General features: G+C 71.0%; 7 protein-coding genes. 4 read left to right on the top strand and 3 right to left on the bottom strand.

Annotation, left to right across the window (positions count from 1 at the left end):
- The first annotated feature begins 3 nt into the window (after positions 1-3).
- The gene (locus tag AB8M46_RS35955; RefSeq protein ID WP_394363068.1) at positions 4-3,129 is read left to right on the top strand and encodes a BTAD domain-containing putative transcriptional regulator; all 3,126 of its coding nucleotides are present in this window, start codon (positions 4-6) and stop codon (positions 3,127-3,129) included.
- Here the strand turns inward: AB8M46_RS35955 and AB8M46_RS35950 are convergent.
- Positions 3,113-3,856 carry an ABC transporter permease gene (locus AB8M46_RS35950; protein WP_038518361.1) on the bottom strand — a complete coding sequence of 248 codons (744 nt, stop codon included), beginning with the start codon at positions 3,854-3,856 and terminating at the stop codon, positions 3,113-3,115. The two genes, AB8M46_RS35955 and AB8M46_RS35950, sit on opposite strands and share 17 nt — an antisense overlap.
- Entirely contained in the window at positions 3,853-4,785 is a 933-nt protein-coding gene (locus AB8M46_RS35945) for an ATP-binding cassette domain-containing protein (protein ID WP_394363067.1), read from the bottom strand. Before AB8M46_RS35945 ends, AB8M46_RS35950 begins: the two co-directional genes overlap by 4 nt.
- Before the next feature lie 133 nt (positions 4,786-4,918).
- Here AB8M46_RS35945 and AB8M46_RS35940 point away from each other — a divergent pair, with 133 nt between their 5' ends.
- From AB8M46_RS35940 to AB8M46_RS35930, 3 genes are all read left to right on the top strand, one after another.
- Positions 4,919-6,133: a cytochrome P450 gene (locus AB8M46_RS35940; protein ID WP_394363066.1), complete on the top strand. Its 1,215-nt coding sequence runs from the start codon at positions 4,919-4,921 to the stop codon at positions 6,131-6,133.
- Positions 6,134-6,376: 243 nt separating this feature from the next.
- The gene (locus AB8M46_RS35935; RefSeq protein ID WP_394363065.1) at positions 6,377-7,216 is read left to right on the top strand and encodes an acetylxylan esterase; all 840 of its coding nucleotides are present in this window, start codon (positions 6,377-6,379) and stop codon (positions 7,214-7,216) included.
- 82 nt (positions 7,217-7,298) lie between these two features.
- A complete protein-coding gene (locus AB8M46_RS35930) occupies positions 7,299-13,592 on the top strand; it encodes an SDR family NAD(P)-dependent oxidoreductase (protein WP_394363064.1) in 6,294 nt (2,097 codons plus the stop codon).
- Here AB8M46_RS35930 and AB8M46_RS35925 read toward each other — a convergent pair.
- Complete coding sequence (locus AB8M46_RS35925; RefSeq protein WP_378429058.1) at positions 13,549-14,466, bottom strand: EamA family transporter; 918 nt, start codon at positions 14,464-14,466, stop codon at positions 13,549-13,551. The two genes, AB8M46_RS35930 and AB8M46_RS35925, sit on opposite strands and share 44 nt — an antisense overlap.
- Positions 14,467-14,484 lie beyond the last annotated feature (18 nt).

The raw sequence follows: 14,484 nt of genomic DNA, 5'->3' as shown, positions 1-14,484 counted from the left end.
CCAATGCGGATCGGGATGCTGGGGCCCTTCGAGGTGCACACGGACGACGGCGGGCTCGCCGACGTGCCGGGCGCGCGGCTGCGCGGGCTGTTGATCGCCCTCGCGCTCGAGCCGGGCCGGGTGGTCCCGAAAGCGTCGCTCGTGGACTGGATCTGGGGCGAGCAGCCCCCGGCCGACGCGACGAACGCCTTGCAGCGCTTGGTTTCCCGGCTGCGGAAGGTGCTCCCGGACGGCGTCGTCGAGGGACAGACCGACGGCTACCGGCTGAAGGTGGCGCCCGAAGACGTCGACGCCGTGCGCTTCGAGCGGCTCATCGAGCAGGCCCGCGGCGACGAGGAGCCGAGGCGGCTGCGCGAGGCGCTCGGGCTGTGGCGCGGGGCGGCCATGCAGGACGTCGGCCTGCAGGACAGCGGCGCGTTCGACGCCGCGGTCACCCGGCTCGAAGGGCTTCGCCTGACGGCGCTGGAGGACCGGTTCGACGCGGAACTCGACCTCGGGCACGGCGCGAACCTGGTCACCGAGCTGACCGATCTGGTGGCCGCGCACCCGCTGCGCGAGCGGCTCGTCGCCGCGTTGCTGCGGGCCCTCGCGGCGACCGGCCGCGACACCGAAGCGCTGCTCGTCTACCAGCGCACGAGGGAAGCACTGGCCGACGCGCTCGGCGTCGATCCCTCGCCGGAACTGTCCGCGGTGCACGTCCAGCTGCTGCGGGGCGAGCTGGGGCGGCGCGAGGAGAACCGCAAGACCAACGTGCGCGCCGAGCTGACCAGCTTCGTCGGCAAGGACGACGACGTCGCCAAGGTCCGCGAGCTCGTCGCCGAGCACCGGCTCACCACCCTGATCGGGCCCGGCGGTTCGGGGAAGACCAGGCTGGCCACGGAAACCGCGCGCACCGTGCTCGGCGACCTCCCGGACGGCGCGTGGCTGGTGGAGCTCGCGGCCATCGGCCCGGATGACGACGTCGCCCAGGCGACGCTCGCCGCGCTCGGCCTGCGGGACGCGCTGCTCGGCGACTCTTCCAACGCCGAACCCGCCGAGCGGGTCGTCGCCGCGATCCGCGACCGGGAAGTCCTGCTGATCCTGGACAACTGCGAGCACGTGATCGAGGCGGCCGCGGCCTTCGCCCATCGGGTGCTCGGGGAATGCCGTCGTCTCCGGATCCTGGCGACGAGCCGGGAGCCGCTCGGCATCACCGGCGAGACGTTGTGGCACGTCGTGCCGCTGGCCGTCCCGGACCGGCACGCCGCCCCCGGCGAGATCGAGTCCTCCCCCGCCGTCCGGTTGCTGCGGGACCGGGCGAGCGCGGTGCGCAAGGATTTCGTGGCCGACAAGAGCACTCTCGACACGATGGCGCGTGTGTGCCGGATCCTGGACGGGATGCCGCTGGCGATCGAACTGGCCGCGGCCCGGCTGCGCACGATGTCCGTCGAGCAGCTCGCGAACCGGCTCGACGACCGGTTCCGCCTGCTCACCGGCGGCAGCCGGACCGCGCTGCCCCGGCACCGGACGTTGCGCGCCATGGTCGACTGGAGCTGGGAGCTGCTGTCCGACGCCGAACGGACGGTCCTGTGCCGTCTCTCGGTGTTCTCGGGCGGGGCGAGCCTGGAAGCGGCCGAGCGGGTCTGCGTCAGCGAGGCCGTCGAGGAGTACGAGGTCCTCGAACTGCTCACCGCGCTGACCGAGAAATCGTTGCTGGTCTCCGCGGGCGACGAGGCCCCGCGCTACCGGATGCTCGGCACGATCAAGGAGTACGCCGCGCAACGGCTCGCCGAGGCGGACGGAACGCTGCTGGCACGCCACGCGCATCTCGCGTATTTCACCGGCCTCGCCGAGGCCGCCGAGCCGATGCTCCGCCAGGCCGAGCAGCTGGAATGGCTCGCCAAGCTCAACGCCGAGCACGACAACATCACCGCCGCGATGCGCGGCGCCCTCACGGCGGGCGAAGCGCCGGAAGCGATGCGGCTCGCGGCGGCCTGTGGCTGGTACTGGTGGCTCAGCGGGCATCGCACGGAAGGCATGGAGCTGGTCAGCACGGCCGTCAAAACGCCGGGCGAGGTGCCGGAAGAGATCGCGGCCGTCGTGTACGGGCTCGTCTCGCTCTTCGTGAGCTCCGGTTTCGCCGACGAGCACACCGCGGCGAAGTGGATCCACGAGTCGTACCGGCTGGGCATACGCACCGAGAAGAAGCATCCGCTGCTGGGCCTCGTCGTCCCGCTGGAACGCATGCTGGCCGGAGACGAGGCGCTGTCCGCGTGGGAACCGGTGCTGGCGGACGAAAACCCTTGGGTCCGCGCGCTGGGCAGGCTGCACCTCGGCAAGATGCGCGTCTCGCTCGGCCATCCCGGCCGGGAGGCGGACGAATATCTCGAGGGGGCGCTCAGCGAGTTCCGGGCCATCGGGGAACGGTTCGGGATCTCGTTCGCCCTGACCGAACTGGCGGACCGGCTCGCCACGCGCGGCGAGTTCGCCACCGCGTGCGAGTACTACGAACAGGCGGTCACGGTGGTGACCGAGGTCGGTTCTGTCGAGGACCTGATCCGGCTGCGGGCGCGGCAGGCACAGCTGTTCTGGCTGATGGGCGACGAAGAGGCCAGCGCGGCCGCCGCGGCCGATGCGGAGCGTCGTGCCGAGCGGGTCACCTGGCCGGGTGCCCTGGGCATGTTCGCCCTCTCGCAGGCGGAACTCCTCCACTGGCGTGGCGAAACCGAGGAAGCGGCGAAGCAGCTCGACTTCGCGACGACCGTGATGGGCGACGAAGCGGGATTGGGACACGTCCGCGCCATCACCCACGACCTTCGCGGCTACTTCACCGACGATCTCGGCCGGTCCCGTGAACACCGGGAATCGGCCTATCAGGCGGCACGTGAAGTGCAGTACCAGCCCTTGATCGCCCACGTGCTCGTCGGGATCGCGGATCTGGCCCTGCGCCAGGACGATCCCGAACAGGCAGGCAGGCTGCTCGGGGCGGCCGACGAACTGCGCGGGCTGCCGGACCGGTCCCGGCCGGACGTGACCCGCATCGAGGAGACAGCGCTGCGCCGCCTCGGCGAAGCGAAGTTCGCGGAGGCGGCGCGAGAAGGCGCTGCGGCGGACTGGAAACAGCTGGCCGAAGTCACGCTCGCTTCTTGAACGTCGAGGACGCCCACAGGTATCCGGCGAGCGCGATCCCGGCGCACCAGCCCAGGGCCGGGAGCACGTCGCCCGCGGCGGGAGCCCCGTTGAGAAGCCCGCGCAGGGTCTCGATGATCGGCGTGAAGGGCTGGTACTGGGCGAACTCCCGGAGCCCCGGTCCCATCTTCTCGGCGGGCACGATCGCGCTGCTGAAGAACGGCAGCATGACCAGCGGAACCGAGGCCATTCCCGCGGTTTCCGGGGATTTCGCCGCCAGTCCCAGCGCGACCGTGAGCCAGGCCGCCGCGAAACCGAGCAGGACGACGATGCCGACCACGCCGAGCCAGTCGAGGAAACCGGCCGCCGGCGAGAAGCCGAGCAGGAAGGCCACCCCGGTGAGCGCCGCGATGGCGACCAGGTTCGTCAGCACGCTGGCGATGACGTGCCCGGTCAGCACGGCGCCGCGGGAGACGTCCATGACCTTGAACCGGTTGATGATGCCCTTGGTCATGTCGGAGTTCACCGCGGTCGCGGTGGCGCCGAGGCCGTAGCAGACGGCCAGCAGCATCAACCCCGGTGTCGCGTAGTCGATGTAGTCGACGCCGACGCTGAACGCGTCCCCGAAGACGTAGACGAACATCAGCATCATCACCACCGGCATCAGGATCGCGTTGAACACCGAGGTCGGATTGCGGACGAGGTGCTTGAAGTTACGGCGCAACATCACCGTCGAGGGGGAGTTCATCGGGCTGCCTCCGTGTCGTGGCCGGTCAGGGCGAGGAAAACGTCATCGAGATCAGGGGTGTGGACGGAGAACTCTTCGGCGGCGATCGAGTACTCGTCGAGCCGGTCGAGCAGCGAGCGCAGGGATTTCGTCCCGGCGTCGCTGGGGATCCGCAGGTCGAGTTCCTCGTCGTCGCGGGTGGCTCCGGGGAAGATCCGCGCCGCCGCGTCGAGTTCGGCGACGGTGGTGAAGTGGAGCCGGACGTGCGTGCCGGGCATCCGGCGCTTGAGCTCGGCGGGCGTGCCCTGTGCGACCAGGCGGCCCTGGTCGAGGACTGCGATCCGGTCGGCGAGCTGGTCGGCTTCCTCGAGGTACTGGGTGGTGAGGAAGACGGTCACGCCGCCCGCCACCAGCTCGCGGATGATCGACCACATCGTGCGACGGCTGCGCGGGTCCAGGCCCGTGGTGGGCTCGTCGAGGAAGATGATCCGCGGATCGCCGACGAGCGTCATCGCCAGATCCAGCTTCCGGCGCATACCGCCGGAGTAGGTCGACGCCGGCTTGCGCGCCGATTCCACCAGGTCGAAGCGTTCCAGCAGCTCGGACACGACGTTCTTGCCGGCTTTCCCGCGGCTCAGATCCACCATCAGCTGGAGGTTCTCCTGGCCGGTCAGCAGTTCGTCGACCGCCGCGAACTGGCCGGTGACGCCGATCGCGGCACGCACCGCCTTGGCCTCGGTCACCAGGTCGTGGCCCGCGACCTTCGCGGTGCCGCCGTCGGCCTTCATCAGGGTGGTCAGCAGGTTCACCGTCGTGGTCTTCCCCGCCCCGTTCGGACCGAGCAGGGAGAAGATGGTGCCCGCCTTGACTTCGAGGTCTATGCCTTCGAGCACGACCTTGTCGCCGAAGGTCTTGCGCAGTCCGGAGACCGCGATCGCTGTGTCGTTCATGGGCACCACTTTGGAAGGCCGCGCTGACACGGCCCCGCCACGGCGCTGACACGGGTGGTGTCAGCGCCGTGTCAGCCGGATGTCAGGCCTCGCGGGGAGAGTGGCCGTCACAACCACCACGAAAGGCGAAGCGATGACTCAGACGGTTCCCGTCCCGCAGGGCCTCCCGATGGAGCGCGACGCGGGGCCCTTCGACCCGCCCCGCGAGATCACCCGGCTGCGTGAGGCCCGCCCGGTGAGTCCCATGATCTTCCCCGACGGTCACGAGGGCTGGCTCGTCACCGGCTACGACGAGGTGCGGCAGATGATGGCCGACACCCGCTTCAGCTCGCGCCAGGACATCGGCATCCTGCACGTGCCGTACGAGACGGGGATGCCCGCCCCCACCGAACCGTCGCCGCCGATGCCGGGCATGTTCGTCGCGATGGATCCGCCGGACCACGGCCGGCTGCGGAAGCGGCTGACCGGCGCCTTCACCGTGAAGCGGATGAAGCAGCTCGAAGAGCACATCGTCGAGATCACCGAACGGCGGCTGGACGCGATGGCGAACCTGACTCCGCCGATCGACCTGGTCAAGGAGTTCGCGCTGCCGGTACCGTCGCTGGTGATCTGCGAACTGCTCGGCGTCCCCTACGAGGACCGCGAGAGCTTCCAGGCCAACTCCGCGCAGCTCATGGTCAGGGACCAGACGCTGGAGGAGAAGATGGCCGCGTTCATCGGGATGAACACGTTCCTCACCGAACTGGTCACCCGCAAACGCGAGACGCCCGAGGACGACATCCTGTCCGACCTCGGCCGCCACGAAGACCTCACCATCGAGGAGCTGGCGGGCGCCGCGTTCCTGCTGCTGCTCGCGGGACACGAGACCACCGCGAACATGCTCGCGCTGGGCACCTTCGCGCTCCTGGAGCACCCTGAGCAGCTCGCCGAACTGCGGGCCGACGCGGAGTTGCTCCCCGGCGCCGTCGAAGAACTGCTTCGCTACCTGTCCGTCGCCGACATCTTCTTCCGGTACGCCACGGAGGATCTGGAGCTCGGCGGTGAAACGATCCCCGCGGGGTCGACGGTCATCATATCGCTGCTGGCCGCCAACCGTGATCCGCGGCGGTTCGAAAACCCCGACGCCTTGGACCTGCACCGCAACGCCCGCGGTCTGTTGTCGTTCGGGCACGGCATCCATCAGTGCCTCGGCCAGCAGCTGGCGCGGATCGAGATGCGCGCGGGTTTCGAGGGACTGCTGCGCCGTTTCCCGACGCTCGCGCTGGCCGTGCCCGCCGAGGAGGTCAAGCTGAAGACCGACATGAACATCTACGGCGTGCACGAGCTTCCGGTCACCTGGACTGCGTAGGCCTACACGCTCGCTCGCCCCTGAAGTCCGTGAAGGCCTCCTTCCCTACCCTGAAGGTAGGCAAGGAGGCCTTCACGGACCTGCGATCAACCGCGGTTGAATAAGTACCCGTATTCATTCCGTTCCACCGATTGTCACCGTTCACAATCCGCCCGCCCGCGATTCTGGGGAACTTCCAGGAAACAACAAGCGCTCCGCTTGGAATGATCACGACATCACTCCTCGAAACCGTTCGGAGACACCATGCGTTCCTTGAGCCGCAGGGCATTGCTGACCGTGCTGGCACTGGCCGTGTCGGCGACGGTGGTCCCGCAGACCGCCGTCGCCGCATCGGCCGTCGCCCCGACCAGTCCGCGCGTGTACGAGAAAGCGGGGCCGCACCAGGCGGTCAAGGCGGCGGGCGGTCCGGCGCACACGCTCTACTACCCGGCGGACATCGCCTCGGACGGCACCGAGCATCCGGTGCTGATCTGGGGCAACGGCACGAACGCCACCGTCGACCAGTACGAGCAGCTGTTCACCCATCTCGCGAGCTGGGGTTACGTCGTCGCGGCCGCGAACACCGGCCAGTCGGGGTCCGGCGAGGAGATGCTGGCGGGCGCCCGGTATCTGATCGCGGAGAATTCCCGTGCGGGCAGCGTCTTCCAGGGCCGCATCGCCACCGGGAAGATCGCCGCCGCCGGGCATTCGCAAGGCGGGGGCGGCGCGATCGCGGCCGGGGCGGACCCGCTCGTCAAGACCACGCTGCCGATCATGCCCGGACCGCAGGGCAACGTGAACAAGCTGCACGGACCCGCTTTCTTCGTGTCCGGGCAGGCGGACGTCGTCGTGCCCGCCTTCTACGTGCGCAGCCGATTCCTTGCCTGCGACCAGGTTCCCGCCGTGTACGGCCAGCTGAAGGGCGCCACGCATTTCCTCCAGGGCGAGACCCGCGACCGGGTCATCGGCGCCATCACCGCGTGGCTGCGGTTCCACCTCTCCGGTGACCGGAACGCCGAGAGTGTCTTCTACGGCACCGTTTCCGGCCTCGACCAGGACGACGACGGCTGGTCCGCGACCGAGCGGAACAAAAAGGCCGCCTGATGCGCGATCCGTCGGCGAAAAGTGCCCGTTCGGGAAGGAAAGCACGTCGCCGTGCGGACCCGCGCGCCTATACCTTCGAAGGATGACCGAGATCCGCCCGCTGGTGACCTTGTTACGCGAACGGCAGTCCGCTCGGCCGGCGTTCACCGACGAGTACCGGACCCTGACCTTCGGGGAATTGCTGGAATCGAGCGGCCGGTTGGCGGCGGGGCTCGGGATCGCCCGCGGCGAACGGGTGCTCATCCACGTCGGCGGTCGCGTCGAATTCGCCGAGTACGGCCTGGCGGTGCTGCGGGCGGGCGGGGTCGGCGTTCCGGTGAGCGCGCGGTCGACGGCGGCCGAACTCGCCCGCGTCGCCGACGATTCCGGCGCCGTTCTGCTGATCACGGAAGCCAGGCACGCGGAGCTCGCGCGAAAGCTCCGGCTACGAGTGGTCTTCGTCGAGGACGAGCCGTCGCCCCCGCGGGGTGGACCGCGAGACGATCTCGGCCTCGACGAACCCGCTTGGCTGCTCTACACCTCCGGCACGACCGGCCGCCCCAAAGGCGTGCTGACGACCCAGCGCGCGACGCTCTGGTCGTCGGCCGCCTGCTACGGCCCGATGTACGGGATCTCCGGCGAAGACACCGTTCTGTGGCCGCTTCCGTTGCACCACGCGTACGCGTTGTCGCTGGCCTTCGCCGGGACGATCGCGCTGGGCACGCACACGAGGATCGTCGACCGCGATCTGCGCGGGGCGCTCACCGCGTTCCCCGGCAGTGTCCTCGCCGGCGTCCCGGCGACGTTTCTGAATCTGCGTCAGGAGGTTCGCGGCGTTCTCCCCGCGCCACGACTGTGCCTCTCCGGGGGATCGCCGTGCACCGCGCCGACTCGCGCCGCCGTCCGGGAACTGTTCGGCATGGAAGTCCTCGACGGTTACGGCAGCACGGAGACCAGTGGCAAGATCGCCGTCCAGCTCCCCGGCGAGGATCATCTGACACCGGTGCCGGGCATGGAGATCCGCGTCGTCGACGAGCAGATCGAGGTGCGCGGTCCCGGCGTGGCGCCGAGCGCAGCGGGGCCGGACGGCTGGTACCGGACCGGTGACGTGGGCGCTCTCGCCGAGGGACGGCTCATCCTCGAAGGCCGCGCCGACGACGTCATCGTCTGCGGCGGCCAGAACGTGCACCCGACGGAGATCGAGGCGGTCATCGCCGAAGTCCCTGGTGTCGAAGACGTTCTGGTGACGGGAAGACCCGACGAGGTCCTCGGCGCGGTCCCGGTGGCGTTCCTCGTCTCCGGCGAACCGGATCTCGACGCGGTACGCCGCCTGTGCCGCCACCGGCTCTCCGCGTACAAGGTTCCGGTCGCCTTCCACCTCGTCGAGCGCCTTCCCCGGACGCCGTCGGGGAAAGCGCTGCGGAAGGATTTGCGCGTTCCGCCGCCCGAGGCGGAAACGCTGGTGCGCGAGGCGATCGCCGAACTGTGCGACGTCGGCGAGCGGTGGCGCGACCGGCCGTTCGCCGAACTGGGCCTGACGTCGGTGAGCGGCGTGCAGTTGCGGCACCGGCTGGCCGAGGCGACCGGATTGGCCCTCCCCCAAGCGCTCGTCTACGACTTCCCGACCCCGGCCGCGGTCATCGCCGAGCTCGAACGGCTCCTGTCCGGGGAAAGCAGACCCGCCACGAGAAGAACCGTTCCCGTTCGCGACGACGAACCGATCGCCGTCGTCGCGACCGCGTGCCGGTTCCCCGGCGGCGTGACCTCGCCCGAAGACCTGTGGAACCTGGTGGCCGGCGGCGTCGACGCGACCGGCGACTTCCCCACCGACCGGGGCTGGGAGCACTCCGTCCGCTACGACCCGGACCCCGGCAGGCTCGGCGGCTCCACCACCCGCCGCGGCGGATTCGTGTACGACGCCCTGGATTTCGACCCCGCCCTGTTCGGGATGTCACCGCGAGAGGCCCTGACGACCGACCCTCAGCAACGGTTGCTGCTGGAGACGTCGTGGGAGCTGTTCGAACGCGCCGGTCTCGACACCGCCACACTGCGCGGAAGCGACACCGGGGTGTTCGTCGGCGTGATGAACGAGGACTACGCCAGCCGCTTCGAAGGGCATCGGATGGAGGGGCGGCTGGGCATCGGGTCCTCGCACGCGCTCGCGTCCGGCCGGATCTCCTACACCTTCGGGCTGAACGGCCCGGCGGTCACGGTCGACACCGCCTGCTCCTCGTCGCTGGTGGCACTGCACTGGGCCGTGCGCGCGCTGCGTGCCGGGGAGTGTTCGCTCGCCGTGGCCGGCGGCGCGACGGTGATGTCCTCCCCGCGCACGTTCCTGGAATTCAGCCGCCAGCGCGGCCTTTCGCCGGACGGCCGATGCCGCTCCTACGCGGCGGGCGCCGACGGCACGGCGTGGTCCGAGGGGGCGGGCGTCGTCCTCCTGGAGCGGCTGTCGGACGCCCGCCGGAACGGGCATCCGGTGCTGGCGCTGCTCAGCGGTTCGGCCGTCAACTCCGACGGGGCGTCGAACGGGCTGACCGCGCCGAGCGGGCGGGCCCAGCGCGCGGTCGTCGCGTCCGCGCTCGCCGACGCCGGTCTGTCCCCGGCCGACGTCGACGCGGTGGAGGGTCACGGAACGGCCACCCCGATCGGCGATCCGATCGAGGCGGAGGCCCTCATCGCCGCCTACGGTGGCGGACGTGACCGGCCGCTGTGGCTCGGCTCGGTGAAGGCCAACATCGGGCACACCCAGGCCGCGGCGGGCGTCGCCGGGGTGATCAAGATGGTGGAAGCCTTACGGCACGGGCATTTGCCGCCGTCGCTGTACGCCGACGAGCCGAGCCCCCGCGTCGACTGGTCCGCGGGCGATGTGCGCCTGCTCGCCGAAGGCCGGGAATGGCGTGCCGGACCGAGAACCCGGCACGCCGGGGTCTCCGCGTTCGGGATCGGCGGCACCAACGCGCACGTTCTCGTCTCGGAAGCGCCGCCCTCGCCCGAAAATGGAGCTTCTGCGTCTCTAGGAGCGCCGTGGCTGTTGAGCGCCGCCGGGGACGGCGCCCTGCGAGCCGCCGCCTCCCGGTTGCTGGCGACCGTGGGCGGCCGGGACGAGGACGACGTCGCGTTCACCCTCGCCACCCGCTCCGCGCTGGAGCATCGCGCGCTGGTCCCGTCCGGCGATCTCGCCGCGTTGCGCGCCCTCGCCACGGGCGAACGCCGGGGCCGGACCGTGCGCGGACCGGCGGCCGCGGCGTTCCTGTTCAGCGGGCAGGGCGCGCAGCGCGCGGGAATGGGCAGGGAACTGTCGGAGCGGTTCCCGGTGTTCCGCAAGGCGTTCGACGCGGCGTGCGAGGCACTCGGCGGCGGAGTCCGTGAAGTCGCGTTCGAGGGCGGGGAACTGCTCGACCGGACGGATCACGCGCAAGCCGCCTTGTTCGCCCACGAAGTCGCCCTGTACCGGCTGCTGGAATCCTGGGGTCTCCGGCCCGGCGCGGTCGCCGGGCACTCGATCGGCGAGATCGCCGCCGCACACGTCGCCGGTGTCCTGTCCCTCGAGGACGCCGGAGTCCTCGTGGCCGCGCGCGGCCGTCTGATGGCCGCGTTGCCGCCGGGCGGCGTCATGATCGCCGTCCGGGCGGCCGAGGCCGAAGTCGCCCCGCTGGTCGGGGAGTTCGCCGACCAGGTGGCGATCGCCGCCGTCAACGGCCCTCGATCCCTTGTGCTGTCCGGAGCCGCGAGCGTGACCGAAGCGATCGCGGCCCAGTGGCCGGGTTCCACACGCCTGCGCGTCAGCCACGCGTTCCATTCGCCGCTCATCGAGCCGATGCTCGCCGAATTCCACGAGGTCGCCGCCGGGCTGACCTACCGCGCACCGGAGACGACCCTGATCTCCGGCCTGACCGGCCGCGCGATCACCGGCGTCGACCCGGAGTACTGGGTGCGGCACGCGAGGGAAACGGTCCGGTTCGCCGACGCGCTGGACACCGTCGTCGCGACGGAAACCGCCATCTGCCTGGAGATCGGTCCGTCCGCCGTGCTGAGCAGGGCGGCGGGCGCAGTCCTACCCACAGTGTCCACTATGGACACGAGTCGGAGCCTCCTGGAAGCGGCGGGCGAGTTGCACACCGCCGGCGTGCCTGTGTCGTGGCGATCCGTCTTCGACGGCAGCGGCGCCCGCCGGGTCACGCTGCCGACGTATCCCTTCCAGCGCGAGCGGTTCTGGCTCGATCCGCGACCGCGCCGGAGCCACGACGGCCATGCGATGCTGGGCCCGGCGCTCGTCGCCCCCGACTCGCCCAGGGTCGTGCACGGCGGCTCGGCGGGCGTCCGCACGCACGGCTGGCTCGCCGACCACGTCGTCGGCGGCGCGACACTGTTCCCGGCCAGTGCCTTCGTCGAACTCGCCGTCCACGCGGGCGGAACGAACGTGGCCGAGCTGACGATCGAGGCACCGCTGCGGCTCGGCCGCTCCGAAGACGTCGCGCTCCAAGTGGTCGTGGACGGACCCCGGATCGACATCTACGCCAAGGATTCCGGCACCTGGACGCGGCACGCCACCGGCCGTCTGGGGAGCTCCGAGGTCTTCGCGCAACCGTGGAAGGGCGAGTGGCCGCCTCCCGCCACCGAACCGGTCGACCTGGACCGGGCTTACGCGGCCCTCGACTACGGTCCCGCCTTCCGCGCGGTGACCGGACTGTGGCAGGACGGCGACGAACTGTTCGCCGACATCGCGCTCGCCGAAGACGTCGACGGCCGGTTCGCCCTGCATCCCGTGCTGCTCGACGCGGCGGTGCACACCCTCGCGCTGGCCGGAGCGCCCGGAGACGAAGCACGCGTGCCGTTCTTCTGGAGCGGCGTCCACGTGTTCGCCCCCGTCGCACGCCGGGCGCGAGTCCACTGTGTACGGTCCGGCCCCGGCGAGGTCCGCGTCGAACTCTTCGACCCGGCCGGAACACCCGTCGCGATCGTGGAATCGCTGCTCACCCGGCCGCTGCCCGCCGGGAACACGATGCTCTACGCGCCGCGCTGGATCCCCGTCACGGCCGCGCGCGCCGACGACGTCCGGATCGTCGAGACCGAAGACGTCCGGAGCGCGCTCACCGCGCTGCAGGACACCCTTCCGCGCGGGGAACGCACCGTCGTCGTGACCCGCGACGCGGCCGATCCGGCGTCGGCCGCCCTCTTCGGGCTCGGGGCCGCCGCGTCGAGCGAGTACCGCGGCCTGGTCACCGTGGTCGACACCGCGCTCCCGGTCGAGAAGGTGCGCGAACTCGTCGGCGGCAACCCCGAACCCCAGCTGTCGATCCGGGACGGCGTACCGCACGCGCTGCGGATCGCCCGCACCGCGCCCGCGTCCGGCCGTCCGATCGACCCGGCCGGGACCGTGCTGATCACCGGCGGCACCGGCGCGCTCGGTGGGGCGCTGGCCCGGCATCTCGTGGCCGCGCACGGGGTCCGGCATCTGCTGCTGGTCAGCCGCCGCGGCCCGGCCGCGCCCGGTGCGGACGAGCTCCGCGGACTGCCCGCCGACGTGCGGATCGTCGACGGCGACATCGCCGATCCGGCCTTCGTCCGGCGACTGGTCGACTCCTGTGATCCGCCGCTCACCGCCGTGGTGCACTCCGCCGCCGTCGTCGCCGATGCCGCCTTCACCGCGCAGACGACCGCCGGTATCGACACCGTCTTCCGCCCGAAGGCCGACGCCGCGATGATCCTGCACGAGGCCACCCGGCACCTCCCCCTGTCGGCTTTCGTGCTCTTTTCCTCACTGGCCGGCACTTTCGGCAACGCGGGACAGGCGAACTACGCGGCGGCGAACCGCTTCCTCGACGCGTTGGCCGTGCGACGGCGGGCGGAGGGGCTTCCCGCGACGTCGATCGCTTGGGGTCTCTGGGATCTGGAGATCGGCCTCGGCTCGAAGATCCCCGAAGCGGCGCGGCATCGCATCCAGACCTCCGGGGTGGCCGCGCTGACCCTCGAGCAGGGAATGGCGCTGTTCGACGCCGCGCTCGGACACGCCGAACCGGTCCTGATCGCCGCCCGGCTCGACCCCACCGCCGCCGGTCTGCCCCCGATCGCCGACGGTCTCGGCCGCCCCGCCGCGAGACCCGCGCCGCCGTCACCCGGCCGGCACTGGCCGGATCAGCCCACGGAGCGGGAACTGCGCGAGCTGCTGCGGGTGGAACTCGCCGAGGTCCTCGGTCACCACGATCCGGGCACGATCCCCGTGGACAAGCCGTTCACCGAACTCGGGCTCGATTCCCTGGCCGTCATCGATCTGCGGACGCGGCTCCGGGAGCTGACCGGCGTCGAACTCCCCGCCCGTGTCCTGTTCGACCATCCGACCGTCACGGAGCTCACCGGGCACCTGCGCGACCGGGCCGGGCGAGGGTCTGGCTGAGCGTCAACGCGGTGAGCGCGACGGCGAATCCGGTGAGCTGCCAGCCGGTGAGGGTCTGATCGAGCACCAGGAATCCCGCGGCCGTGGCGACCAAGGGGTTCGTCAGCGTCAGCAGGGAGACCGACGCCGGGGCGAGCCGGTCGATGCCACGGAACCACAGCGGGTACGCCAGCGCGGTGGTGACGATGCCGATGTAGCCGTAGCCGATCAGGTTCGCCGTCGTCAGCGAGCTCGGGAGTCCTTCGAACAGCAGCGTCGCCGGGGCGAGGACGATGCCGCCGAGGGTCAGCTGCCAGCCGGTCATCGCCAGCGGATGCTCGGGGCGGCCCCATTTCTTGGTCAGGATCAGGGAAACGGCCATGAGCGCGACGGCGGTGAGCATGGCGGCCAGGCCGAGCGGGTCGAGCCGGGCTTCCGACGAAAGGGTCAGCAGCGCGACCCCGCCGGCGCCGGCGATCGCGGCGAGCAGGATCGGCGCCGGGGTCCGGACGCGGAGCATCGGGAGCGCGAGCAGCGCCACCAGTAGGGGTTGCAGGGCGCCGAGGGTCGCGGCGACCCCGCCGGGGAGGCGGTACGCGGCGAAGAAGATCAACGGCAGGAAGGCGCCGAAGTTGAGCATTCCGAGCACCGTCGTCTTCCACCACCACGACCCGTGCGGGAGCCGCCGGGTCAGTGCCAGCAGGAGCAGCCCGGCCGGGAGCGCCCGTAGCGCGGCGGCCAGCAACGGCCGGTCCGGGGGCAACAGGGTCGCGGTGACGACGTAGACGGTGCCCCAGCTGGCCGGGGCCAGCGCGGCGAGCCCGGCGTCACGCAGCGTCGGTTTCGCGGCCGCCGGTTCCGCCGGGACGACGGGCCGCTCGGCGATGATCGCCATGATGTCTCCTCACTGATA

It is taken from the genome of Amycolatopsis sp. SB7-3 (genome assembly GCF_041021335.1).
GTDB classification, from domain to species: domain Bacteria; phylum Actinomycetota; class Actinomycetes; order Mycobacteriales; family Pseudonocardiaceae; genus Amycolatopsis; species Amycolatopsis japonica.
Note: the sequence above shows the minus strand (reverse complement) of the source record. Positions and strands in the feature narration are given on the sequence as shown.

What these genes read in the sequence shown, in the direction of transcription:
- AB8M46_RS35950 (WP_038518361.1), bottom strand. Translation starts at nt 3,856, where the DNA reads ATGAACTCCCCCTCGACGGTGATGTTGCGCCGTAACTTCAAGCACCTC.
- AB8M46_RS35925 (WP_378429058.1), bottom strand. Translation starts at nt 14,466, where the DNA reads ATGGCGATCATCGCCGAGCGGCCCGTCGTCCCGGCGGAACCGGCGGCC.
- AB8M46_RS35930 (WP_394363064.1), top strand. Translation starts at nt 7,299, where the DNA reads ATGACCGAGATCCGCCCGCTGGTGACCTTGTTACGCGAACGGCAGTCC.
- AB8M46_RS35945 (WP_394363067.1), bottom strand. Translation starts at nt 4,785, where the DNA reads ATGAACGACACAGCGATCGCGGTCTCCGGACTGCGCAAGACCTTCGGC.
- AB8M46_RS35940 (WP_394363066.1), top strand. Translation starts at nt 4,919, where the DNA reads ATGACTCAGACGGTTCCCGTCCCGCAGGGCCTCCCGATGGAGCGCGAC.
- AB8M46_RS35935 (WP_394363065.1), top strand. Translation starts at nt 6,377, where the DNA reads ATGCGTTCCTTGAGCCGCAGGGCATTGCTGACCGTGCTGGCACTGGCC.
- AB8M46_RS35955 (WP_394363068.1), top strand. Translation starts at nt 4, where the DNA reads ATGCGGATCGGGATGCTGGGGCCCTTCGAGGTGCACACGGACGACGGC.